General features: G+C 62.9%; 23 protein-coding genes. 8 read left to right on the forward strand and 15 right to left on the reverse strand.

The window, feature by feature from the left end; genetic code table 11:
* Positions 1 to 118: 118 nt before the first annotated feature.
* The 3 genes from G572_RS0103180 to G572_RS22235 all read right to left on the reverse strand — a co-directional run bounded on the left by G572_RS0103180 (position 119) and on the right by G572_RS22235 (position 3741).
* Entirely contained in the window at positions 119 to 736 is a 618-nt protein-coding gene (locus G572_RS0103180) for a TetR/AcrR family transcriptional regulator (protein ID WP_029057255.1), read from the reverse strand.
* Positions 737 to 1694: 958 nt separating this feature from the next.
* Positions 1695 to 2789 carry an isocitrate/isopropylmalate dehydrogenase family protein gene (locus G572_RS0103185; protein ID WP_037545183.1) on the reverse strand — a complete coding sequence of 365 codons (1095 nt, stop codon included), beginning with the start codon at positions 2787 to 2789 and terminating at the stop codon, positions 1695 to 1697.
* Between the two features lie 280 nt (positions 2790 to 3069).
* Positions 3070 to 3741, reverse strand: a complete 672-nt coding sequence (locus tag G572_RS22235; protein ID WP_037545185.1) for a GntR family transcriptional regulator — start codon at positions 3739 to 3741, stop codon at positions 3070 to 3072.
* A gap of 159 nt (positions 3742 to 3900) precedes the next feature.
* Between G572_RS22235 and G572_RS0103200 the strand changes: the two genes are divergently transcribed.
* The 7 genes from G572_RS0103200 to otnC all read left to right on the forward strand — a co-directional run bounded on the left by G572_RS0103200 (position 3901) and on the right by otnC (position 9388).
* The gene (locus tag G572_RS0103200) at positions 3901 to 4920 is read left to right on the forward strand and encodes a TRAP transporter substrate-binding protein (RefSeq protein WP_029057257.1); all 1020 of its coding nucleotides are present in this window, start codon (positions 3901 to 3903) and stop codon (positions 4918 to 4920) included.
* A gap of 60 nt (positions 4921 to 4980) precedes the next feature.
* Complete coding sequence (locus tag G572_RS22240) at positions 4981 to 5493, forward strand: TRAP transporter small permease subunit (RefSeq protein ID WP_037545187.1); 513 nt, start codon at positions 4981 to 4983, stop codon at positions 5491 to 5493.
* A gap of 29 nt (positions 5494 to 5522) precedes the next feature.
* On the forward strand, positions 5523 to 6800 hold the full coding sequence (locus G572_RS0103210) for a TRAP transporter large permease (protein ID WP_245566143.1): 1278 nt from the start codon (positions 5523 to 5525) through the stop codon (positions 6798 to 6800).
* A 13-nt stretch (positions 6801 to 6813) separates the two neighbouring features.
* Positions 6814 to 6936 (forward strand): hypothetical protein, encoded by a 123-nt coding sequence (locus G572_RS26740; RefSeq protein ID WP_281168743.1) that lies wholly within the window; start codon positions 6814 to 6816, stop codon positions 6934 to 6936.
* A gap of 142 nt (positions 6937 to 7078) precedes the next feature.
* On the forward strand, positions 7079 to 7369 hold the full coding sequence (locus tag G572_RS0103220; RefSeq protein ID WP_029057259.1) for a putative quinol monooxygenase: 291 nt from the start codon (positions 7079 to 7081) through the stop codon (positions 7367 to 7369).
* A 154-nt stretch (positions 7370 to 7523) separates the two neighbouring features.
* Entirely contained in the window at positions 7524 to 8750 is a 1227-nt protein-coding gene (otnK, locus tag G572_RS0103225; RefSeq protein WP_029057260.1) for a 3-oxo-tetronate kinase, read from the forward strand.
* Entirely contained in the window at positions 8747 to 9388 is a 642-nt protein-coding gene (otnC, locus tag G572_RS0103230; protein WP_029057261.1) for a 3-oxo-tetronate 4-phosphate decarboxylase, read from the forward strand. The genes otnK and otnC overlap by 4 nt, the downstream gene beginning before the upstream one ends.
* Positions 9389 to 9592: 204 nt before the next feature.
* Here otnC and hydA read toward each other — a convergent pair whose 3' ends face one another.
* The 6 genes from hydA to G572_RS0103260 form a co-directional block, all read right to left on the reverse strand.
* Positions 9593 to 11056, reverse strand: a complete 1464-nt coding sequence (gene hydA / locus G572_RS22245; RefSeq protein WP_051241519.1) for a dihydropyrimidinase — start codon at positions 11054 to 11056, stop codon at positions 9593 to 9595.
* A complete protein-coding gene (locus G572_RS22250; RefSeq protein WP_051241520.1) occupies positions 11053 to 11982 on the reverse strand; it encodes an NAD-dependent epimerase/dehydratase family protein in 930 nt (309 codons plus the stop codon). Before G572_RS22250 ends, hydA begins: the two co-directional genes overlap by 4 nt.
* 15 nt (positions 11983 to 11997) lie before the next feature.
* Entirely contained in the window at positions 11998 to 12738 is a 741-nt protein-coding gene (locus G572_RS0103245; protein WP_029057262.1) for an SDR family oxidoreductase, read from the reverse strand.
* Positions 12735 to 13511 (reverse strand): amino acid ABC transporter ATP-binding protein, encoded by a 777-nt coding sequence (locus G572_RS0103250; RefSeq protein WP_037545666.1) that lies wholly within the window; start codon positions 13509 to 13511, stop codon positions 12735 to 12737. Before G572_RS0103250 ends, G572_RS0103245 begins: the two co-directional genes overlap by 4 nt.
* Positions 13512 to 13513: 2 nt before the next feature.
* Positions 13514 to 14239, reverse strand: a complete 726-nt coding sequence (locus G572_RS22255; RefSeq protein ID WP_051241521.1) for an amino acid ABC transporter permease — start codon at positions 14237 to 14239, stop codon at positions 13514 to 13516.
* Positions 14240 to 14304: 65 nt separating this feature from the next.
* A complete protein-coding gene (locus G572_RS0103260; RefSeq protein WP_084649845.1) occupies positions 14305 to 15126 on the reverse strand; it encodes a substrate-binding periplasmic protein in 822 nt (273 codons plus the stop codon).
* A gap of 136 nt (positions 15127 to 15262) precedes the next feature.
* Between G572_RS0103260 and G572_RS0103265 the strand changes: the two genes are divergently transcribed.
* A complete protein-coding gene (locus G572_RS0103265) occupies positions 15263 to 16036 on the forward strand; it encodes an SDR family oxidoreductase (RefSeq protein WP_029057265.1) in 774 nt (257 codons plus the stop codon).
* 19 nt (positions 16037 to 16055) lie between these two features.
* On the opposite strand, the gene G572_RS0103270 is transcribed toward G572_RS0103265, so the two are convergent.
* The 6 genes from G572_RS0103270 to G572_RS0103295 all read right to left on the reverse strand — a co-directional run bounded on the left by G572_RS0103270 (position 16056) and on the right by G572_RS0103295 (position 20845).
* Positions 16056 to 16826 carry an SDR family NAD(P)-dependent oxidoreductase gene (locus G572_RS0103270; protein ID WP_037545190.1) on the reverse strand — a complete coding sequence of 257 codons (771 nt, stop codon included), beginning with the start codon at positions 16824 to 16826 and terminating at the stop codon, positions 16056 to 16058.
* Positions 16827 to 16840: 14 nt separating this feature from the next.
* Entirely contained in the window at positions 16841 to 17569 is a 729-nt protein-coding gene (locus G572_RS0103275; protein ID WP_156884481.1) for an amino acid ABC transporter ATP-binding protein, read from the reverse strand.
* A 23-nt stretch (positions 17570 to 17592) separates the two neighbouring features.
* A complete protein-coding gene (locus G572_RS22260) occupies positions 17593 to 18585 on the reverse strand; it encodes an NAD-dependent epimerase/dehydratase family protein (RefSeq protein ID WP_037545192.1) in 993 nt (330 codons plus the stop codon).
* A gap of 1 nt (position 18586) precedes the next feature.
* Entirely contained in the window at positions 18587 to 19261 is a 675-nt protein-coding gene (locus G572_RS0103285; RefSeq protein ID WP_029057268.1) for an amino acid ABC transporter permease, read from the reverse strand.
* Positions 19262 to 19264: 3 nt separating this feature from the next.
* Positions 19265 to 19939: an amino acid ABC transporter permease gene (locus G572_RS0103290; protein WP_029057269.1), complete on the reverse strand. Its 675-nt coding sequence runs from the start codon at positions 19937 to 19939 to the stop codon at positions 19265 to 19267.
* Positions 19940 to 20002: 63 nt separating this feature from the next.
* Positions 20003 to 20845, reverse strand: a complete 843-nt coding sequence (locus G572_RS0103295; RefSeq protein WP_029057270.1) for a substrate-binding periplasmic protein — start codon at positions 20843 to 20845, stop codon at positions 20003 to 20005.

Consider the following 20845-nt stretch of genomic DNA (forward strand, 5'->3'; position numbering starts at 1 on the left):
TACGCGGCAAGCGAGAAGCCGGCAAAACACAATCACGCAAGAGACTGAAATGATTACACACTTCCGGCGCCGGGTTGACGAGAAAGTTTTTTTCAAAAGGGAGCACACGCGCCGCGTGTCACGCCTGTCGCGCGATCCGTTTCCACAAATCGATCAGCTTTTGGGCCGTCAAAGGGTCGGAATCGAAGCTTTGGTGCATGGCGATGCCACGCAGCACGGAGAGGTGCAACTGCACCTTCAAATCGGCCTCGGCATCGTCGACATCGCCCCCGACAAGCCTGACCGTGATCCGGTCGCGCTTGCGGATCCACGACACGAGGATATCGCGCAATGCATGGCCGAGTTCGTTGTCCTGTCGCGCTGCCAGCATCAGTTCTATCGCAGCGACATAGCGGCCGTTGGCGAAGATGTTATCCCATAGCGCATCGATCAGTTCGTCTACCGAAAGCTGTTCCTTTTCCGGATCAAGCCCGAAGGGGTAGCCGTTTTGCCACTCGCTAACCTGTCTCTCGAACGCCGCAACCAGCATGTCGTTGCGGGTGGGAAACTGGTGGGTCAGCGCCCCGCGCGAAACCTGCGCCTTCTGCGCGATCAACGTGGTCGAAATCTGCTCGTAGCCCACCTCGACCAGCGCCTGAAGGGTCGCCTCGCAAACCTTGTTCCGGGTCTCCTGCGATCGCTCGGCCTGGGTGCGCCGGGGTTTTGCAACAGGGGGCGATTTGGCCTCTGCGCTCATACTCTGTCCAATGCTCGTGAAGTTACAGACTGATCTAACTGTTTTTGAAGCCGTTGCCAACGATCAGTGGAACGCCCCCGTTCCGCCAAACGATCCGGCGGCCAGGGGGGCGCCTGGATGAACGCCCTGAAGCGACGCACAGGAACGCGCTTGAAAGCATGTTGACGGACCGGGAAACTTCCTCGCCCGGAGGGCATCCGGTTCACCGCGCCATGAACAGAGTATTCAGGCGGGACGGAAAACGTCCCTCCCCTCACGACAGGGACGGCGCATACCCGTATTCGAGAGCACTTGGTCTCGCCGCGCTTCTCCTTGCGGTTCCCCGTCCCATGTCATCGCCCCATATCAAGGCGTTGCGGCAAAACCGCCTGACCCAACCGGCCTCCGACCGGTTCGGCGGCAAGGCGGCGGTCACCAACATCGACATAGCGGCCCCGCTCACCGCTTTCGCCAAGGGTGCGGACGGGCGAAGGCTCCCCTGCAAACGTCACCCACGTCGATTTCCGCTGTCGGTGGAGGGGCTCCCTAATCGCGCGGACATCTGGATCATTGTCCGTTCGGGATCACTCGTATCGAAGCGCGCGATTCAAGCCTCTTTCCAAGGCTTGAAGCAACGTCGCCGCGATTTTGCGACGTGTTCACGCAAGCGTCACCCGGCTGACCAAAAGCGAAATCCCGCAAATGCAGCGATATGAGAAAAGTGAAAAACAGCAATTCACTGCGAGGGAGACCGGACCACACACACCAGCTGCGGACAGACACAGGCGGTGCGTCTGCCCACGGTTCGTCGCGAGACCTTGTCGGGTTTTGGAGCGGTCGGGGCACGTTGCTTTTTGCCGACGACCAGACGGCGGCAATTGCCAAGCCGCTCTGGTCGGCAACGGCGCACACGTCTGGAAGTTCCCCGGCCCCGTCCCGGCGCGGCCAGGCCCCCACTGATATCTTCGAAGCCGGACGCCTAGCGCAAGAGGTCCAAAATCGTGTTGGTGACGGCCCGGGTGCCCATGTCCCCGCCGAATTCCATCGGACGAATACGGTTGGCTTCGAACCCGTCTGAGACTGCGGTGTCGATCAACTCCGCAGCTTTGGACAAGGCATCTCTGCCGGTTTGCTCGGCCAGGTAGTCCAGCATCAAGCCGCCCGACAAAATGGCCGCGAGCGGGTTCGCCTTGTCTTGACCCATGATGTCGGGTGCGGAGCCATGCGCCGGCTGAAAGAGCCCGACATCGTCTCCGATTTCGGCGCAGGCCGCCATGCCCATGCCGCCCACAAGGCCGCCCGCCAAATCCGACAGGATATCGCCGAACATATTCTCCATCACCATGACGTCGAACTCCCAGGGCTTGCGGATCATGTCCAGCGCCATGGCATCGACGTAATTATAGCCGGTTGCAACGTTGGGATAATCCACGGCGATTTCATCGAAAATCTTGCGAAAAAACGCCATGGAAGCAAACACATTGGCTTTGTCGACGCAGGTTAGCTGTCCCGGGTGGCCGCGCTGCTTTCTGCGTTCAGCGAGCTTGAAACCAAAGCGATGCAGCTTTTCCGTGGTGCTGCGTGTGATGCGCATCGTGTCGCGCACCTCATCGTCCCCCCGAATATCCGAGCGGCCGTGGACTGCGGCCGAATAGAACAGCCCTTCCGTGGATTCGCGCAGGATCACCATGTCAATCCCAGCCGCACGGGGATCGGCGAGGCGCTGCGGCGCGTTCGGGTAGGCCTTGACGGGACGCACCCCCGCGTAAAGCCCGAAGAGGTCGCGCAGGCGCAGGTGCGGTGCGATTTCGGTGCCGTCGGCGTGGCGCACCGCGGGCAGACCGATCGCACCTAGGAAAATCGCGTCCAGCTCGCCTGCACGCTTTTCTCCGCCCGGTTCGATGTCTTGGCCGGTCTCCTGAAAATAGCCGGCGCCAGCCTGGATCGTCTCATAGGTCAAAGGCGTCGCGCCGGCTTTGGTCATAGCCGCATCGACCACCGCCATCGCAGCCTTGGAAACGTCCACACCGATCCCGTCGCCAGGTATCAGGGCGATGCGCAATTTTTCAGTCATGTGTGATGTACCTTCAAGGCTAGGGTTTGGCCCCATAAACGAGGCCGTCTTGGTTTGAGACGGATTGCGTCCCGTCAAGCGGTGAAAGCGCAAGAAATGCGACTTCTCAAGTACTTAGAAACAAGGAAAGGGCGAAGTCCGATCGCGTTCGACGGACATGAAAATGGCCTCGCCCGGCATCGCCGGCGCGCTTGAGCGCGCAACCGGCCGCTCCGCGCGCGCCGGCCTGCGGCGTTTCGGCATTTTCCATGCGGTGACAGCGTCATGTCGGGGTCGCGCCCTAGAGCTGTCCCAGCCGATACTTCTCGAGAATGCCGAGCAACTCGTCAGCGGCCCGGCGGCGATGCTCTCGGAATACCCGGCGCGTGGCTTCGGCATCGCCACTCCGCAGGTTTTCCAGAATTTCGCGGTGTTCTTCGGTCGACTTTCGCGGCAGATCGCGCATGCGCATCGTCACGATCCGCGCACGATGCGCCTGATCATAGAGCGACATCACAAACCCCTTCAGCCGCCGATTCCCTTGCAGCTCCAGAAGGGCAAGGTGGAAACGGTCATCTGCTTCGGCCCATGTGTCCAGGTCTTCCTTTTCCAGCGCCGCTTCCATGTCGCGCGTCGCTTTTTCCAATTGCGTCAGTTCTTCGTCCGACGGCTTTCGCGCGGCCAGTCGTGCGGCTGCATCGGGTTCGAGAGCAGTTAGAATCTCATATATCTCGCGCATGTCTGCCGCGCGGATCGGGAGAACACGCGCTCCGTGGCGCGGGATCAACTCCACAAGTCCTTCGGCTTCCAGCCGAATAAGCGCCTCGCGCACCGGCGTGCGGCTCATTCCCAGGCGCACAGCGATTTCAGGTTCTGGAGCTTGATAGCCAGAGGGCATCCGGTTCGTTCGGATTTCCTCCTTTAGCCGCTCATAGGCGTCATCGACCCTGCTGGACTTGGTGGCTTCGGCCATCTGGATTCTCCTGTTCCCATCCTGAATATGCATCAAATGAACGCGCCGTCAAATACCTCAACGAATACATTGACGGATTTGTTATGAGGTGGTTCAGTGAGCCCGGTCAACAGATTCGACCCGTTGGGGTGGCCCAGAAAGCGGGCGGGAGGAGAAACCATGAAAAAGACACTGATAGCAGCGGCCGCACTGTCACTTGCAGCTACGTCGGTCAACGCAGAGACAGTATTGAAGCTGCAAACGTCGGCGCAAAGTGGCGCTTTTGAATACAAGTATCTCGAAGAGAACTGGAGCGACCGCTTGGCGGCAATGACCGGTGACGAGCTCACCGTCGAGTTCTTTCCGATCAACTCGATCGTCGACCGCAAAGAGACCCCCGAGGCTGTTATGGCGGGTGTGCTCAGCGGAGATCTGAACTCGATCGCCTATTTCACAGGCCGCAACCCCGCCTTTGCCATCCTCGGCGACTTGATCGCAGGGTATGACTCTCCCGAGCAGATCCAGACATTCTGCCGTCACGGCGGTGGCCGCGAAGCCGTGCAAGAGCTGTGGGACGCGGTGCTGCCCGACGCCATTCACGTTGTCGGTTGCGGTGCGGTCTCGAAAGAAGCCCTGGTCGCCAAGGTGGAAATCAACGGTGTCGCCGATCTGGAGGGGGTCAAGATCCGCTCCCCGTCCGGTCTGGCCGCGTCCGTCTTCCAGAAAGCGGGCGCAGCCCCTGTGTCGATGTCCCTCTCCGACGTCTTCACCTCCTTGGAAAAAAGCGTGATCGATGCCGCGGACGCATCGGCCTACATCAACAATTCGACGTCCGGCTTTCACCAGGTGGCAGCGAACCCGCTCTATCCCGGCATCCATTCGATGGCGGTCCGCCAGTTCGCTCTCAACAAAGACCTTTGGGAAAGCTTGACCGACGATCAGCAGCTTGTGCTCGAAACCTGGTTCTATGCCGCGTATGACGACCTGCGCCGCCAGCTTGACCTGCAGGACAAGCAACAGGTGCAAAAAGATATCGCAAGTGGCGAAATCAACGTCATCAACTGGCCGCAGGCCGAACGCGACAAGTTCCGCGCCATCGCGTCCGAGGCTTGGGAAGAAACCGCAGCCAAGTCACCCGAAGCCCGCAAGGCACTGGATGCCCACTACGACTTCATGAAGAAAATCGGGCTCTTGAATTGAGCTGAACAAGCGAAAGGGGCCAGCAGCGAATGCTGGCCCCGACACCGCGGGGAGAGCGAGATGCAGGCGTACGTAGAAACCATGGGGAAGATCTCGGTCTTTTTGGGCAAGGCTTGCGGTGTGTTCTATCTCGCGGCCATTGCCCTTTCGGTCTACGAGGTCTTCATGCGCTACGCATTGGGTGCGCCGACCTCCTGGACATCCGAGACGATCATGATGTTGGTCGCCACCGCCTGGCTGCTTTGCGTGGGCGCTGTCACCCAGCAGCGACGCCATATCACCGTCACCACAATGGAACTCCTGGTCGGCGACAGGATCTGGAAGCGCATGAAGAAGGTCGCCATTGCCCTGTCGATGGTGGGCGTTGCGGGACTGATCGTCATGCTGTGGGGGCCGATGGTGAAGGTCTTGCAATCTCCCCAGACGACGGGCAGCGCCTTCGATCCGCCATCGCCGACCTACATCAAGACGATGTTCGTCGTTGCGGCTGTTTTGTATTTCCTTCAGCTTCTGGCCAATCTTCTGACCCCGTCCCAGGATTTGCCCGACGCCACCGAGATCGGGGGTGAATAATGGGTATTGAACTCATCACACTGTACCTTGTGGCCGCGCTGTTCACCCTGATGGCGATCGGGGTGCCGCTGGGGGCTTCGACGCTGCTGATCTCCGTCGGCACGGCCTACCTGTCCTTCGGCTCGAACGGCTTCATTCTTGTGACGTCGGCCGTCACCAAGGTCATGGACAAGCAGACCCTGATTGCGGTGCCCTTTTTTGTCTTCATGGCCAATGTTATGGAACGATCCGGGATCGCCAAGGAGCTGTTCAACTCCATGGCCATCCTCGGCGGGCGGATGAAGGGCGGCGTTGCTGTCCAGACCTGCCTTGTCGCGGTGATCCTGGCTGCCATGTCTGGAATCGTGGGCGGAGAGATCGTCCTCCTGGGGCTTATCGCCCTGCCGCAGCTTTTCCGGCTTGGCTATGATCGAAAGCTATCGATTGGCGTCTTGTGTGCGTCGGGCTCTCTGGCAACCCTGATCCCCCCCAGTGTGGTGCTGATCGTCTACGGCGCAGAAGCTGGCGTGTCGGTGCGCGACTTGTTTACCGCCGGGATCGGGCCGGGCCTGCTTCTTGCTTTCCTTTATGTCTCCTATGTCTTGATCCGCATACGGCTGAATCCGGCGATGGGCCCGGCTTACGATGCGCCCGAGGCCGAGCTCCCGTTCCTGGAACGGCTTTCCTATCTCAAGGGGCTGATCCTGCCATTCCTGTTGATTTTCGGTGTTCTCGGTTCGATTTACGGGGGCATCGCGACCGTGACGGAATCCGCCGCCATCGGCGCCATCGGTTCCTTGATTGTTGCCGCCGCACGCCGCGAGCTGACCGTCAAGAGCATTCGTGAGGCGCTCTGGGCGACAACGCTGACCACCGGCTCGATCCTGTGGTTGATCATCGGCGCGGTCAGCCTGGTCGGGATCTACAATCTGCTGGGCGGCACACGCTTCCTGGGCGGCCTTCTCACCGAGCTCGATGTCGCACCGATTGTGGTCATCATGGTCATGATGCTGATCATCTTCTTTCTGGGGACCTTCCTGGAATGGATTGCGATCGTCTTCATCACCGTTCCGGTCTTTGCCCCGGTCGTGGTTCAGCTCGGCTACGATCCGGTATGGTTCGGAATTCTGTTCGCCATGAACATTCAGATCTACATGCTGTCTCCCCCGTTTGGACCGGCGTGTTTTTATCTGAAGAGCGTAGCGCCGAAAGACGTGACGCTTCAGGAGATATTCCTGGCCGTACTGCCCTTTATCGGCCTGCAACTCATCGGCCTGGCTCTTGTGATGGCATTCCCGCAGATTGCACTCTGGCTGCCAGGACTTTGAAAGGACATTCCGCATGGATACCAATAACGAAGAGCACAAGGTCTATGGCTTCGGCTGGTGGCCGGAGATATTCGGCGCGATTGGTGTCGCTGCCCTGGTCTGGTACCTGATGGCTTTCGCAAGAGGGTCCATCTAAGGATCCCGTGTTTCCGCCTTTGCAAAACAAAGGCGACGCCTGAATTACCGAAAAGCCAAGTAACTCTCACGTAACTTGCCGCAACGCATGCGTCATGGGCGCATGACTATGGCCGATGCATTCTTCCTGGAAAGGAGCGTACATGTTCGCAGTCGTCGTCACCTTCCGGATCGTGCCGGAAAAAATGCAAACCTTCCTGCCGCTTATGCTTGAAAACGCCCGTGCTTCGCGGACGAACGAGAAAGGGTGTCATCAGTTCGATGTCGCCACCGACGCTGCACGGCCGGACGAGGTGTTCCTCTACGAGTTGTACACGGACAGGGCCGCATTCGATGCCCACCTGGAAAGCGCGCATTTCAGAGCCTTCGACGCCGAAACCTCTTCGATGATCGCCGAAAAGACCGTCGCCACCTATGCGCAGGTGGACCAGTGAGAAACCGGGGGCCCGCCCCCGTCAAATACGCTGAGCGAAATTCCAGGGCGCGCGCCGACGGCTTTCAGTGCAGCGGCACTCACGGCACCGACGCCCTGAGCATCAATGATCACATGCGCTGGCCCGGCCCGGGTCCGCTCACGGAGACCTCCCTATGAAACTGGGTGTTATCGCGGATGACTTTACCGGAGCATCCGACATCGCGCTGACCGTGGCCGAAGGGGGGATGTCCTGTGTGCAATACGTCGACCTTCCAAAAACAGCGGCAGCCAGCGATGTCGACGCCGGAGTTGTTTCGCTCAAGTCTCGAACCATCCCGGCCGATGAGGCCGTCAGACAGTCGCTGGATGCCTGCGAATGGCTGCTGGCTCAGGGATGTGAGCTGATCGTCTTGAAGGTCTGCTCAACCTTCGATTCCACGGCGCAGGGCAACATCGGTCCGGTCGCAGGCGCGCTCGCAGCGCGATTGGGCGAGGAGCAGGTCATGGTCTGCCCGGCCTTTCCCGAAAGCGGGCGCTCGGTCTATCAGGGCAACCTGTTCGTCAACGACATGCCCCTTGCCGAAAGCAGCATGAAAGACCATCCGCTGACTCCGATGCGCGATTCGGATCTGCGCCGCGTTCTGGCATCGCAGACGGATTGGCCCGTATCGCATGTTCCCGCGCAGATTGTCTTCCAGGGGGGCGATGCGATAGCACAGGCGTTGCCGACCGAGCGGTGCATGGTCATCGTTGACGCGATCCGCGATATCGACTTGCGCGCAATCGCCCAGGCAGGTCGAAACCGCAAGCTGCTGGTCGGAGGGTCCGGCATCGCCATCGGACTGCCGGAGAATTTTGCCGCAAGCCCCGCAACGCCGCGCTGGACCGCGGTAACAGGACCGGGCGTCATTCTGTCCGGGTCATGCAGCAGCGCAACACGCGGTCAAGTCGCCACCTATGCCGCAAAGGCACCCAGCCGCCAGATCACGCCCGACATGGCAATGTCGGGAGGCGCCGATGCCGATGATATCGCCGATTGGGTCCTGGCGCAGGACACCGCGCCGCTGATCTACTCCTCTGCGGAGCCATCAAAGGTTCTGGAAGCGCAGGGCCGTTACGGCCGCGACCCGCTCGCCCATGCCATCGAAGGCTTCTTCACCGATCTCACAAATGCGCTGCTGCAGCGCGACATCGCGCGCCTGGTCATCGCGGGGGGCGAAACGTCTGGCGCCGTCGTGAACGGGCTGCACACCGATGCCTTTCACATCGGCCCACGCATTGCAGCCGGTGTACCGATGCTGCGCCCGAGCAATCGCGACATCGGGGTCGTGCTGAAATCGGGGAATTTCGGCGGACCCGACTTTTTCGCCGAAGCACTCGCAAGGCTGGCCGCATCATGAGCGAAGAAAGCCGTCTGCGTGAAGAGATCGCCCTATTCGCCAAGTCGCTCTTCGATCGGGGGCTGACCCCGGGCAGTTCCGGCAATATTTCCGCCCGTATGTCGGATGGCACTGTTCTTGTCACTCCGACGGGGAGTTCAATGGGGTTTCTCGATCCGGCCCGGATCAGCCATCTGAGCGCAGACATGGTTCACCTCGGAGGCGATTTGCCGACGAAGGAAATCCCGCTGCACAGTGCCTTTTACGACACCCGGAAACCCACGGGCGCGGTGGTTCACCTGCATTCGACACATTCTGTCGCCCTGTCCATGCTGACCGATACAGATCCTGACGATGTGCTACCGCCGTTGACGCCCTATTCGATCATGAAGCTGGGAAAGGTGAAATTGCTTCCGTTCTTTCTGCCGGGCGATCCGGCCATGGGAGATGCAGTACGCGGGCTCGCGGGTCAGCGATCCGCTGTGTTGCTGGCGAACCATGGCCCCGTGGTTGCTGCAAAGGATCTGTCGGCGGCCGTGTTTGCCATGGAAGAGCTCGAGGAGACGGCAAAGCTCGCGATTCTGACACGCGGCTTGCCTGCCCGGGGGCTCGTGCAGTCACAAATCGACGCTCTCGTCGCACGGTTTGACAAGACCTAGGCCCGGTTTTCTCCCCGCGATCGTGCCATGCACGAGAGGCAACACCGGGTCTGTCTGGACTGTGCCGCGATGGGGGCTTTTCTGCCGAGCGAGCGCCGGCGGGCGCAGCTGTCACCGCTGTGCCCGCGGTCGCGCCGGGGGACTGGTCGGTCGCCGCCGACCGGCGCGGAGAGCTCGACACCCCGCAGCCGTCTGTTGGCGAGGTCAAAATCCGTCGGAAAACCGATTGGCCGTCACATCGTAATACGCCTGCGCCGGTCCAGGCCGATCCTCCGGAACCGGACGCTCACAGGCCAGCAGTTTGCCGGCGCCCTCGCCTCCGACCCACTCCTCTGCGTGACACAGCGTTTGCCCCCGCAGCAGCGTGCGCACCGGACGGCCGACAAGGTCGATCCCCTCGTAAGGCGTGTAGTCGATCCCGTCGTGGAGCAGCTCGACAGACATCCGCGCAGTCTGCGTCGGGTTCCAAATCACCAGATCCGCATCGTATCCGGGCGCAATCCGCCCCTTGAACGCGCCAAGTCCGTAGATCTCCGAAGGTCGCGTCGCGGTGACGTCGACGAATGTCTGCAGCGACAGCCGGCCGGCGCTGACGCCCTCGGAGAACATCAGCGGCATGCGCGCTTCAAGCCCGGGCAGTCCGTAGGGAATGCGGGTGAAGGGCGCGCCGTGGCCGTTGCGCTTCTTCCCGTCCGGCCCGTCGAAGAAGAACGCCGAATGGTCCGACGAGCAAACGGCAAGCGTCCCGTCGGCAAGCCCCTTCCACAGGGCCTCCTGATGCGCCTTGTCGCGCAGCGGCGGACTGCAGCAATATTTCGCGCCGCCGAAGTCTGGACGGTCCAGATCCGTATCCGCGAGAACCAGATACTGCGGGCAAGTCTCGGCGAGCACGGGACGTCCGCCGGCCTGGGCGCGACGGATTTCATCGAGCGCGTCGATGCTGGAAACGTGAACGATGAGGACCGGCGTGTCGATCAGCTCGGACATGGCGATAGCATGATGGGTGGCATCGCGCTCGGCCACGATGGGGCGGGAACGCGGGAAGTAGCGCACATCGTCGTAGCCGTGTTGCACCATGCGCTCGGTCAGCCAGGCGATCATGTCGTGGCTTTCCGCGTGCACCATCGTGATCAGACGCTCGGCGCGGCACACGGCCAGCACATCGAGGGCCGAACGGTCGTCGAGGCGAAGCGCTTCGTAGGACAGGTAGATCTTGACCGAGGTGAAGCCCTCGGCCGCCAGTTCGGGAATATCGCGCTTCAGCGTCTCTTGCGTCGGATCGGTGACGATCAGGTGAAACGCGCAGTCGACATGGCTGGTGTCGCCCATGCGCGCGCGGTAGTCGGTCACCGCCTCGCGGAGCGAGCAGCCGCGATGCTGCACGGCGAAGGGCATCAGCGTGGTGGTGCCGCCATGGGCGGCAGCCCGCGAGGCACTTTCAAAGGTATCGGCGGTCCGCGCACCGGTGGAGGTGAGCTGGTCGATGTGGCAATGCGCGTCGACGCCGCCGGGCGTGACGATCATGCCCTTCGCATCGATGACCTCCGCCCCCGACAGCCCCTGTCCCAGGGCGGCGATCCGCCCGTTACTGATCGCGATATCGCACAGGAGATCGCGGCCCGGCGCAGCCACAAGCCCGCCCGTGATGATCGTGTCGTAAGTCGTCATGACGCCTCGTTTTCCTCCAGCCAGCGCAGGTAATCCTCGCAGGCGCGGTCACGTGTGTAGGTCGGATGAAACCCGAGCAGGGTTCGCATTCGTTGAGTGGCGAGCGGCGGACGGTCGTCGCGCCCGTGAAAATCGACGCTCGGGGCGGACGGCCCGATCCGCCAGTCGAACGGCACATGCCGCGCGAGGCTCTCGCACCAGTCGGCGACGCTCCATTCCTCCAGGCCGGCGATGTTCACCGGCGCGTCGGGCAGGTTGGACAGCCCCACGGCGGCAAGGACGGCGGCGGCGACATCGCGCGCATAGATCCAGTCGCGCCGTCCGGCGCGCGGCAGCCGCACCGCCCGCCCGCTCCGCGCCGCGCGCGTGACCTGATAAAGCGCGCTCAGGGTGTCGCGCACGCCCGTTCCCCGCTCGTGGGGACCGAAGACGGACCCGATCCGCAGGACACAGGCGTCAAGGCGGAAGGCACGCCGCGACAGAACGAACTGCTCTGCGGCAAGCTTGGAGATGCCGTAGGCCGCGACGGGTCTGGGCCAGGTCCCGGTCTCGTCCAGCGGTCCGCCCGACGCTGCGCCATAGACCGACGCCGAACTCAGATGGATCATGCGCACGCCGCGACGCTCGCACGCCATCGCAAGCCCCGCCGTCGCCGCCAGGTTGATGGCGAAAGCGCGTTGCACCGCCTCCGCATCCGCCGTTCCCGCAGGGGTGACCGCCGCGCAATGGATCACGGTGCGGACACCCTCAAGCGCCGCCTCGCAGGCAGCCGCATTGCCGATATCCGCCTCGATGAACCTTGTCGCGCCGGGCGAGCGCGGCGCTCCGGGGCGCTCGAGTACGACCGTGAAACATCCCGCGGACACCAGCGCTTCCACGACATTCGCGCCGACGAAACCGCTGCCTCCGGTCACAAGAACCCGCATGGGTCTCTCCCTTTCCTAGCTGGCGAGCCAGCCGCCTTCCACCGGCAGCATCGCGCCGGTGGTGAAGGATGCTTCGTCGCTGGCGAGAAACAGCGCGGCAGCGGCCACCTCCTCCGGCGTTCCGAAGCGTCCCGCAGGGTGGCGTGACAGGGAGCGCTGCTCAGCCAGCGCCGGGTCGTTCGCGCGAGCGAAGGACCGGCGCAGCAAGGGCGTCTCGATTGCTCCCGGGACAAGGCAGTTGCAGCGAATGCCCTGGGACGCATACTCCAGCGCAACCGTTCGGGTCAGCGCGGCGACCGCCCCTTTCGACGCGATGTAGGAGACATTGCCAGTCCCGCCGGATTGTGCCAGTTGCGACCCGACCGTAACGATCGCGCCGCGCCCTGCCCGGCGCATCGACGGCAGCACGGCACCGATCCACAGTGCGGCCGCCACGACATTCACCTGCAGCACGCGGCTCCATGTCGCCGGGGTCGTATCCTCCACGGAGCCGCCCTGCGACATCGCGGCGAACAGCACGAGGACATCGCTTTCGCCGTGTCGTCCGGCGACTGCCTCGACGAATGCCGGGTCCGCGACATCCCCCTCTTCCGCGATGACGCCGTCGGGCCAGCCGGACTCCGGCGCGCAAAGATCCACGCCGACCACGACCGCCCCTTCCGCGAGGAACCGCCGCGCGGTCGCCAGCCCAAGTGCCCCCGCCGCGCCGGTAACGATGCACCGCTGCCCGGCAAGCCGTCCGCCCGTCTTCGTCACGCCAGAACCTTGTTGAGGAACCGCTGGAGACGATCGCTTTTCGGGTTGTCGAAGATCTGGTCTGGCGCACCCGCCTCGACATCGTTGCCGTCGTCCATGAAGACGACCTTGTCCGCGACCTTGCGGGCAAAACCCATCTCGTGCGTGGCGACGATCATCGTCATGCCGTCGGCGGCAACCGATTCCATGACCTGAAGCACCTCCCCGACAAGTTCCGGGTCGAGCGCTGATGTCGGCTCGTCGAACAGCATCACCTTCGGCTCCATTGCCAGAGCCCGTGCGATGGCGACGCGCTGACGCTGTCCGCCCGACAGATGCTCGGGGAAGGCATCGCATTTCGCGGCGAGGCCCACCCGCTCCATCTGCTCGCGCGCGATCTTCGCCGCCTGCGGCACCGACATGCCCTTCACCTCGGTCAGACCGAGGGCGACGTTTTCGATGGCGCTGATATGGGGCCACAGGTTGAACATCTGGAAGACCATGCCGATCTGGCTTCGCATCTGCGCGACCTGCCGCGCGGACATGCGCGTGGTCCTCCCGTTGTTCTCCACGCTTCCGACCGGCTGGCCATCGACCCGAACGACACCGGAATCCGGCGTTTCCAGATGATTGATACAGCGCAACAGCGTGCTCTTGCCGGACCCGCTCGGGCCGATCAGGCACACGACCTCGCCGCGCCCGACCGTCAGGGACACGCCCTTCAAGGCCTGGAACGTGCCGAACGTCTTGCGGATATCCCGCGCCTCGATCATGGGAGATTCTGCCTGTGTCATGATCATGCCTCCATCCGCACGGACGCATCCGATGCGCCCAGGAACTGCCGGCGGCGACGACGGCTCATGCCGCGCGCCTCATAGCTGGTGCGACGCTCGAGCCAGAGCTGCAACCCGGTCAGGCAGGACGTCAGCACCAGATAGATCAGGCCGGCAACCGACAGGATCTCGATGGCGCGATACGTCGAGGAATAGACCATCTGCGACGTCAGCATCAGCTCGGGCACCGTGATGACGGAAGCCAGCGAGGTGTTCTTGGTGTGGGAAATGAAATTGCTCATATAGGGCGGGATAACGATCCGGATCGCCTGCGGCGCCACCACGCGACGGACGATCCGCCCATAGCGCATGCCCACCGCTTCCGCCGCCTCGATCTGCCCCTTGTGCACGGCCTGAATGCCGGAGCGCAGGATCTCGGTGTTGTAGGCGGCCGAGCTCAGCGACATCGCGATGATTGCGGCCGGAAGCGCATCCAGCGTCACACCGAACAGCGGCGCTGCGTAATAGACGAAAAAGAGGTGAAGCAGGACCGGCGTGCCGCGAAACAGCCAGACATAGGACCAGACCGCAAAGCGCAGAACGCCGAAGCGGGACGTTCGTCCAAGGGCGAAAACGAAGCCGATAGACGTGCCGATGGTCTGGGTGACCAGTGCCAACATGATTGTCAGCAGGGTCGCCTCCAGCATGACCGGCAGATAGGTCCAGGCGACCGAGAAATCGAGTTCCATGAGCCGAACTTTCAAAGGTTAGCAGGACGGAGATTTGGGGGCCCGGCACGCCGGGCCCCGACAGGTCAGGGGACTTCGTCGACGAGCTGATCGCTGAAGTTCTCGATGCCGAAGAATTCCGCTCCCCACGCATCGAGAAGCCCCTGCGCCCGCATTTCGCGGATGGCGGTGTCGATCTCCGCCTTCAGCGCATCCGAGCCCTTCTGCATGGGCACGCCGACGAAGCGGACCATGTACGGCTCGCCGACGATCTCGGCGACACCCGGTCGCGACTTCAGGAAGCCGCCGGCCGCCGTGTCCGGCATGATCAGTGCGTCCACGCGGCCGACCATCAGGTCCTGCAGCATCTCGGCATAGCCGCTGTAGCCCTTGAACTGCTCGAACTCGCCGTATTCCTTGGAGATCGCCCGCGCCGGAATTTCGCCGTCGTTTCCGCCGGAGATCGCCCCGACGCGCTTTCCGGCAAGCGTCTTGTAGCCGGTGATGTCGTCGAGCCCGGCCCGCTTGACCACCACCACAGCGGCACGGGAATAGGGAATGGAATAGGTGAAGGTGTCCTTGCGCTCGCTCGTGATGTTCACGTTGGAGAACACCGCATCGAACCGCCCCGTCTGAAGACCGGGGAGAATGCCCTTCCAGTCCAGACGATTGATCTCGATCTTCACGCCGAGCTTCTTCTCGATGAAGCGCGCGACATTGATGTCGTAGCCTACCAGCTCGTTCTTTTCGTTCATGTAGCTGACCGGCGGAAGGTTTCCGCTCGTCGCCGCATTGAGCACGCCTTTCTCGCGAATCTCCTCGAGACTGGCCGCCTGGGCCGATCCGACGACCGCTCCTCCAATGGCCATGGCAAACGCGACAGACGCGGTGATCATTGCAGTTTTCATCTGTACTCCCCCTTAAAACCGTTGGGGACACCGTTGATACTCCACTGGTATCCCACTAGGATGCCTAGCACTCGCCATGCGGCGCTGTCAACGGAAGGCGGCGTCGGCAACACCACGAAAACCCGGAGAAAGACGGATGGATCTTGGATTGAAGGGGCGAAAAGCCTTGATAATCGGAGCAGGACGCGGCCTTGGACACGGCATCGCCCAGGCCCTTGCACAAGAAGGCGTATCGCTTGTCCTGAGCGGACGAACACAAGCGTCGCTCGACACGGCAGCTCAAGCCATCGCGGACAACGGCGGTCAGGCGGAGGCGATCCGCTGCGATCTGGCGGACGCGGACTCCATCGAGGCGCTGGCGCGGGCCGCCGGCGATATCGACATCCTGATCAACAATTGCGGCGGCCCGCCCCCGGGACCGATCGCCGAGGTTCCCGACGACGTCTGGATGGCGCAGTTCAACATCATGTTTCTGGGAAATTGCCGCCTGGCGCGGCATGTGCTTCCGGGCATGCGCGCGCGCGGCTGGGGCCGTATCGTGAATGTCGTCTCGTCTGGGGTGATGCAGCCGATCCCCAATCTCGGCATTTCAAACGCGCTTCGCCTCGCCGTCGTCGGCTGGTCGAAGACGCTGGCCGGCGAGGTTGCGGGCGACAATGTCACGGTCAACTGCCTGGCGCCGGGACGCATTCACACGGACCGTGTGGACGAACTCGACACCAGGGCTGCGGAGCGCTCCGGCAAGGAGATCGATGCGGTGCGGGCCGCTTCACGGGCCAACATTCCGGCCGGGCGCTACGGACGCGTCGAGGAATTCGCGTCCTATGCCGCCTTCCTGTGCAGCGACCGGGCGTCCTACATCACCGGTTCCGTGCACCGCGCGGATGGCGGCATGATCAAGGGGATCTGAGACGGATGGCGGCCTGGTGTCAGGCCGCCATCCACCCTCCGTCCACCAAGAGGTTGTGTCCGGTGATGTAACGAGCTTCGTCGCTGGCGAGGAAAAGCGCCGCGCCAGCCACATCGTCAGGCTGTCCAAGGCGCGGCATCGGCGTCCGGCTGCGCGAATACGCCAGCACGTCCGGCTCGGACGGGCGCCCGCCCTTCCCCGTGACGATCTTGCCCGGCGCCACCGCGTTGCAGATGATGTGCCGATCGGCATAGTCGGCGGCAACCTGACGCGTCATATAGACCACGCCTGCCTTGCTGACCCCATAGGCGAAGGCGCCCGGCGCCGCGACCATGCCGTGCTGCGAGGAGATGTTGACGATCCTCCCGCGCGCCTCGCTGACGATCTCCTGACGGAGCATCTGCGCAATCGCGGCCCGGCTGCACAGATAGACGCCCTTCAGGTTCACGTTCATCACGCGGTCCCATTGCGCCTCTTCCGTCTCGCCCAGCGCGAAGGGGCTGCCGATTGCCGCATTGTTGACGATCACATCGAGCCGGCCGAAGTCCTCCGCCGTCTCCGCGACAAGCTCCGCGACGCTGGAGGCATCGGTGACGTCGACCTGCCGGAACCGGTTGGCCGGATCGATCTCGCCCAACGCGCCCGCGACCGGGGCCCCGCCCTCCACCACATCTTCGGTGATGTCCGCAGCCACCACACGCGCACCGGCGCGTGCGAAGCGAAGCGCGATGGCGCGTCCGATACCGGACGACGCACCGGTAACGATTGCCGTCTTCCCATTCAGGTCCATGGTCTCGCCTTTCGTCAGTGCCGGATGATCTGGCTGAGGAAGGTTTTGGCGCGCTCGTTCTGCGGGTTGGTGAAGAAGGTCACCGGGTCGGCGCTTTCCACGACCTGCCCCTTGTCCATGAACACCACCTTGTTGGCGACGCTGCGGGCAAAGCCCATCTCGTGGGTGACGCAGATCATGGTCATTCCGTCCTCGGCGAGCTGCACCATTACATCCAGCACTTCCTTGATCATTTCCGGGTCGAGCGCGGAGGTCGGTTCGTCGAAGAGCATCACCTCGGGCTGCATGCACAAGGCGCGCGCAATGGCGACGCGCTGTTGCTGGCCGCCGGAAAGCTGCGCGGGCTTCTTGTCGGCATGTTCCGCGATCTGGACCCGCTCGAGATAGGCGCGCGCCATCTCCTCCGCATCGGCCTTCGCCACCTTACGGATCTTGATCGGCGCGATGGTCAGATTCTGCAGGACGGTCAGATGCGGAAACAGGTTGAAATGCTGGAACACCATACCGACCTCGCGGCGCACCTCGTCGAGGCTCCGGCTCTTGCCGTCGAGGACCTTTCCAGCGACGCGGATCACACCGCCGTCGTGGGTTTCCAGGCCGTTGATGCAGCGGATGAGCGTGGACTTGCCCGACCCGGAGGGGCCGCAAATGACGATGCGCTCCCCCTTTCCGACGTTCAGGTCGACGCCCTTCAGCGCCTGGAAGCCGCCAAAGTTCTTCTCCACTCGCTCCAGCTCAATCACAGGCGTCTCTGCGGTGATACCGGTCAATGTTCATTCCTCCTGAGGGGGACGGCGTTGGGATGACTTTCCATCCAGGCCAGATGATCGCGAACGCAGTCCGCCAACGAACCGGACGGGCGCAAGGGCACAAGGGCGTGCAACCGATTCACGGCCAGCGGTGCCCTGTCACGGGCAAGCGTCAGGTGAACGTTGGCGGCGTCTCCCGGCTCGGCAAGGCGCCAGCGTAGCTCGGGCAGAAGCTTCGACAAGGCCGCACACCAGTCGGAGACCCGGCTGATCGCCCCCGCGCCGACATTGAAAATCCCGCCGGACGCCTCTCCAGCGGACAAGAGGCCAGCAAGGGCGCGCCCCGCATCGCGGCTGTACAACCAGTCTCCGGCAAGCGCACGCGGCAGGACGACCTCCTGTCCCGCGAGCGCAAGCGCCAGCGCCTGGGTGTGCGGACTCAGAAACGGCCGAACCCCGCTGGCATGTTCCCAGGGCCCGAACACGGGCCCGAGACGCCCGATCACGAGATCGAGGCCATTGAGACGGGCGAGATAACGCGCCAGCTGCTCCGCCGCCTGTTTGGTGATCCCGTAAAGGCTGGCGGGCGCCAGCGGGTCCGCAACCTCGTCCCAACGGTTTCCGACAGGGTCGCCGGTGCCATAGACGGCAACGCTGCTGACGAGAAGGATGCGGGCCTTCGGCGCATGAAGCGCAACACCGTGCATGAGACTTGCGGTTCCCCCGGCGTTGACATCGACCACGCTCATGGGATTTTCGGTCTCATAGGCCTTGTCGGGGGTGATGGCGGCGAGATGTGCAACCGCATCGACGCCCCCCATCGCTTCGGCCAGCGTGTCCCGGTCGCGAATATCTCCGAGCCGGACCTCCACCCCGGAAAGCGCGGGATCCTCCAGAAGTCCGGCGGGCGCGGAGGGCGCGAGAAGACGCACCCCATGCCCCTGCGCCAACAGACATTCGGCAAGCGACAGTCCGACGAACCCTGTCCCGCCGGTTACAAGTACCCGCATCTTATGCCCTTTCCTTCAGCGCCTTCTTCTCCATCTGCGAGACCCAGCGCGAGAAGGGCCACAGCATCACGAAGAAGATCACGGCAGCCGCGGTGAGCGGTGTCGGATTGTAGGTCTGCTCCTGGGCGACACGCGCCGAACGCAACAGTTCGGGCAATGCGACCAGCGAGGCGAGCGAGGTCATCTTGACCAGTTCGAGCGAGTTGCTGGCGAGCGGCGCCACCACCCGGCGCACCGCCTGCGGCAGGATCAGGTAGACCATCGCCCTGCCCCGCCCGAACCCGAGTGCGGCAGCGGCTTCGTGCTGGCTGCGCGGCACGGACTCGATTCCCGCCCGAAAGATCTCGCCATAGTAGCCCGTGTTGTTGATGACGAGCGCAAGCACGACCGCGGCGAAACCCGGCAGCGAAATGCCGAAAAACGGCAGGCTGTAGTAGATCAGGATAAGCAGCACCAGCGCGGGAAAGGACCGCAGCAGGTCGATCATGACGATGATCAGCCGCCGTGAAAACGTGTTGCCGAAACTGTAGGTGACGGCGACCGTCAAGCCGGCCAGCAGACCGAGCGGCAGGGAAACCAGCGAAAGGAGCAACGTCAGACTCAGGCCCTGGACCAAAAGCGGCCAGATCTTCACCAGGGAATCGATATTCGCGAAGTTCTGCAGAAACAGTTCCATGACCTATCCCGTCGTCTTCGCCATGCGGTTTTCGATGATCCGGCTCGCAATCACCAACGGGATGAAGAACAGCAGGTAGAAACCGGCTGCCAGCGTCAGTGGCGAGGGATTGGCGAGAATTGCCATCACACTTTGCGCGCTCCCAAGCGTCTCCTGAAGAGACACCGCGACGCCCAGCGCCGTGCCCTTGGTGATTGCGATCGCACGATTGGTGATGAGCGGGGTGGCCAGGCGGATAGCCTGCGGCAGGATGATGTAGAACAGACACTTCATCCGCGACATGCCGAGCGCAGCAGAGGCTTCCCACTGCCCCTTGGGCAGCGCGTTGATGGCCGCCCAAAAGGTTTCCGCGGCAAAGGCGGACAGCACAGCGCCGAGCCCAACGGCCACGGCAAGAAAGGGCGAGAACCGGATGCCCATGTAAGGCAGGCCGAAAAAGATGAAGATCAGGATGACCAGCTGCGGCAGGGTGCGAAACACCTCCACATAGAGGCTGATGACCCCGTTCAAAACCGGGTTTTCCGCGCAGCGCAACAGCGCGAGCGCCAGCCCCGCACCGATACCGATCGCAATGACGCTGAGCGCGACCTGAACGGTTACCAGAAACCCGTCGAACACCGTCGGCAGGGCCTGCGCCATGACCGCGAGATTAAAGTAATTCTCAAGGATCCGATCCACGACCACCCCCTTTGACAAACACCCGCGACGGTCGAGGACCGCCGTGGGTGCCTGCTGCTTCTGCTACTGACAGCTCGGTTCGTGCGGGGTCTCGTCATACCCCTTGAAGCCAGGCGCGCCGTAGCCCGGATAGACCTTGCGCAGGGGCGAGTCCTCGGCGGCCGTTTCGCCGTACCACTTCTCGTAGAGCCCCGCGAGCGTGCCATCCTGCTTCATGCATTCGATGACGGCCTCCACCGTGTTGCGATAGTCCTCGCTTTCGAGGCGGAAGGCATAGCCGAAGTTGCGGCCGTTGAAGTCGCGGAAGCCGATGGTGATCGCGGAATTCTGGCTCGCTGCATAGACGGCGGTCGGGATCTCGTTCAAGGCGGCGAAGACCCGCTGGGTGATCACTGCCTGGACGGAATCCGGGAAGGTCTCGTAGCGCTGAACCTCGAAACCGTATTTCTCGGCGTTCTCGGTGGCCCAGGTGTCGGAGATGGTGCCGCGGTTCACTGCGACGGCCTTGCCGCGCAGCCCCTCGAAGCCGTCGAGCGTCTCGCCCTCGCGCACGATGAAGCCGTTGCCTGTCGCGAAGAACGGCTCGGTGAACAGCATGCGTTCGGCCCGGTCGGCGGTGATGTTCAGCGGATTGACGGTAAACTCGACCCGCTTGGCGAAGAGCGCTGCGAAGAGGCCGGAGAAGTTGATATCCTCGATCACGACCTCGCGGTCGAGACGCTTGCCGATCTCGTTGATCATGTCGACACCGAAACCTTCCGGACCGGACGCGCTGCGCACCATCCAGGGCGACACGCCGAAGTCCGACCCCACCACCATCGGCGTTGCCGGATCATGATCCTGAGCCGCCACCGGGGACACGAAAAGTGCTGCCGCCAGAGCGGCGCCAAGAGAGAGATGTTTCAT

It is taken from the genome of Stappia stellulata DSM 5886, assembly GCF_000423705.1.
In the GTDB taxonomy this organism is placed as follows: Bacteria; Pseudomonadota; Alphaproteobacteria; order Rhizobiales; family Stappiaceae; genus Stappia; species Stappia stellulata.

Excerpts from the sequence above, each read along its gene's own strand:
- G572_RS0103185 (WP_037545183.1), bottom strand. The coding sequence starts at position 2,789 with ATGACTGAAAAATTGCGCATCGCCCTGATACCTGGCGACGGGATCGGT.
- G572_RS0103200 (WP_029057257.1), top strand. The coding sequence starts at position 3,901 with ATGAAAAAGACACTGATAGCAGCGGCCGCACTGTCACTTGCAGCTACG.
- G572_RS0103295 (WP_029057270.1), bottom strand. The coding sequence starts at position 20,845 with ATGAAACATCTCTCTCTTGGCGCCGCTCTGGCGGCAGCACTTTTCGTG.
- G572_RS0103285 (WP_029057268.1), bottom strand. The coding sequence starts at position 19,261 with ATGGAACTGTTTCTGCAGAACTTCGCGAATATCGATTCCCTGGTGAAG.
- G572_RS0103270 (WP_037545190.1), bottom strand. The coding sequence starts at position 16,826 with ATGGACCTGAATGGGAAGACGGCAATCGTTACCGGTGCGTCGTCCGGT.
- G572_RS0103250 (WP_037545666.1), bottom strand. The coding sequence starts at position 13,511 with ATGACACAGGCAGAATCTCCCATGATCGAGGCGCGGGATATCCGCAAG.
- otnC (WP_029057261.1), top strand. The coding sequence starts at position 8,747 with ATGAGCGAAGAAAGCCGTCTGCGTGAAGAGATCGCCCTATTCGCCAAG.
- G572_RS22240 (WP_037545187.1), top strand. The coding sequence starts at position 4,981 with ATGCAGGCGTACGTAGAAACCATGGGGAAGATCTCGGTCTTTTTGGGC.
- G572_RS0103265 (WP_029057265.1), top strand. The coding sequence starts at position 15,263 with ATGGATCTTGGATTGAAGGGGCGAAAAGCCTTGATAATCGGAGCAGGA.
- G572_RS0103260 (WP_084649845.1), bottom strand. The coding sequence starts at position 15,126 with ATGAAAACTGCAATGATCACCGCGTCTGTCGCGTTTGCCATGGCCATT.
- G572_RS0103220 (WP_029057259.1), top strand. The coding sequence starts at position 7,079 with ATGTTCGCAGTCGTCGTCACCTTCCGGATCGTGCCGGAAAAAATGCAA.
- G572_RS22250 (WP_051241520.1), bottom strand. The coding sequence starts at position 11,982 with ATGCGGGTTCTTGTGACCGGAGGCAGCGGTTTCGTCGGCGCGAATGTC.
- G572_RS22235 (WP_037545185.1), bottom strand. The coding sequence starts at position 3,741 with ATGGCCGAAGCCACCAAGTCCAGCAGGGTCGATGACGCCTATGAGCGG.
- G572_RS22260 (WP_037545192.1), bottom strand. The coding sequence starts at position 18,585 with ATGCGGGTACTTGTAACCGGCGGGACAGGGTTCGTCGGACTGTCGCTT.
- otnK (WP_029057260.1), top strand. The coding sequence starts at position 7,524 with ATGAAACTGGGTGTTATCGCGGATGACTTTACCGGAGCATCCGACATC.
- hydA (WP_051241519.1), bottom strand. The coding sequence starts at position 11,056 with ATGACGACTTACGACACGATCATCACGGGCGGGCTTGTGGCTGCGCCG.
- G572_RS22255 (WP_051241521.1), bottom strand. The coding sequence starts at position 14,239 with ATGGAACTCGATTTCTCGGTCGCCTGGACCTATCTGCCGGTCATGCTG.
- G572_RS0103180 (WP_029057255.1), bottom strand. The coding sequence starts at position 736 with ATGAGCGCAGAGGCCAAATCGCCCCCTGTTGCAAAACCCCGGCGCACC.
- G572_RS26740 (WP_281168743.1), top strand. The coding sequence starts at position 6,814 with ATGGATACCAATAACGAAGAGCACAAGGTCTATGGCTTCGGCTGGTGG.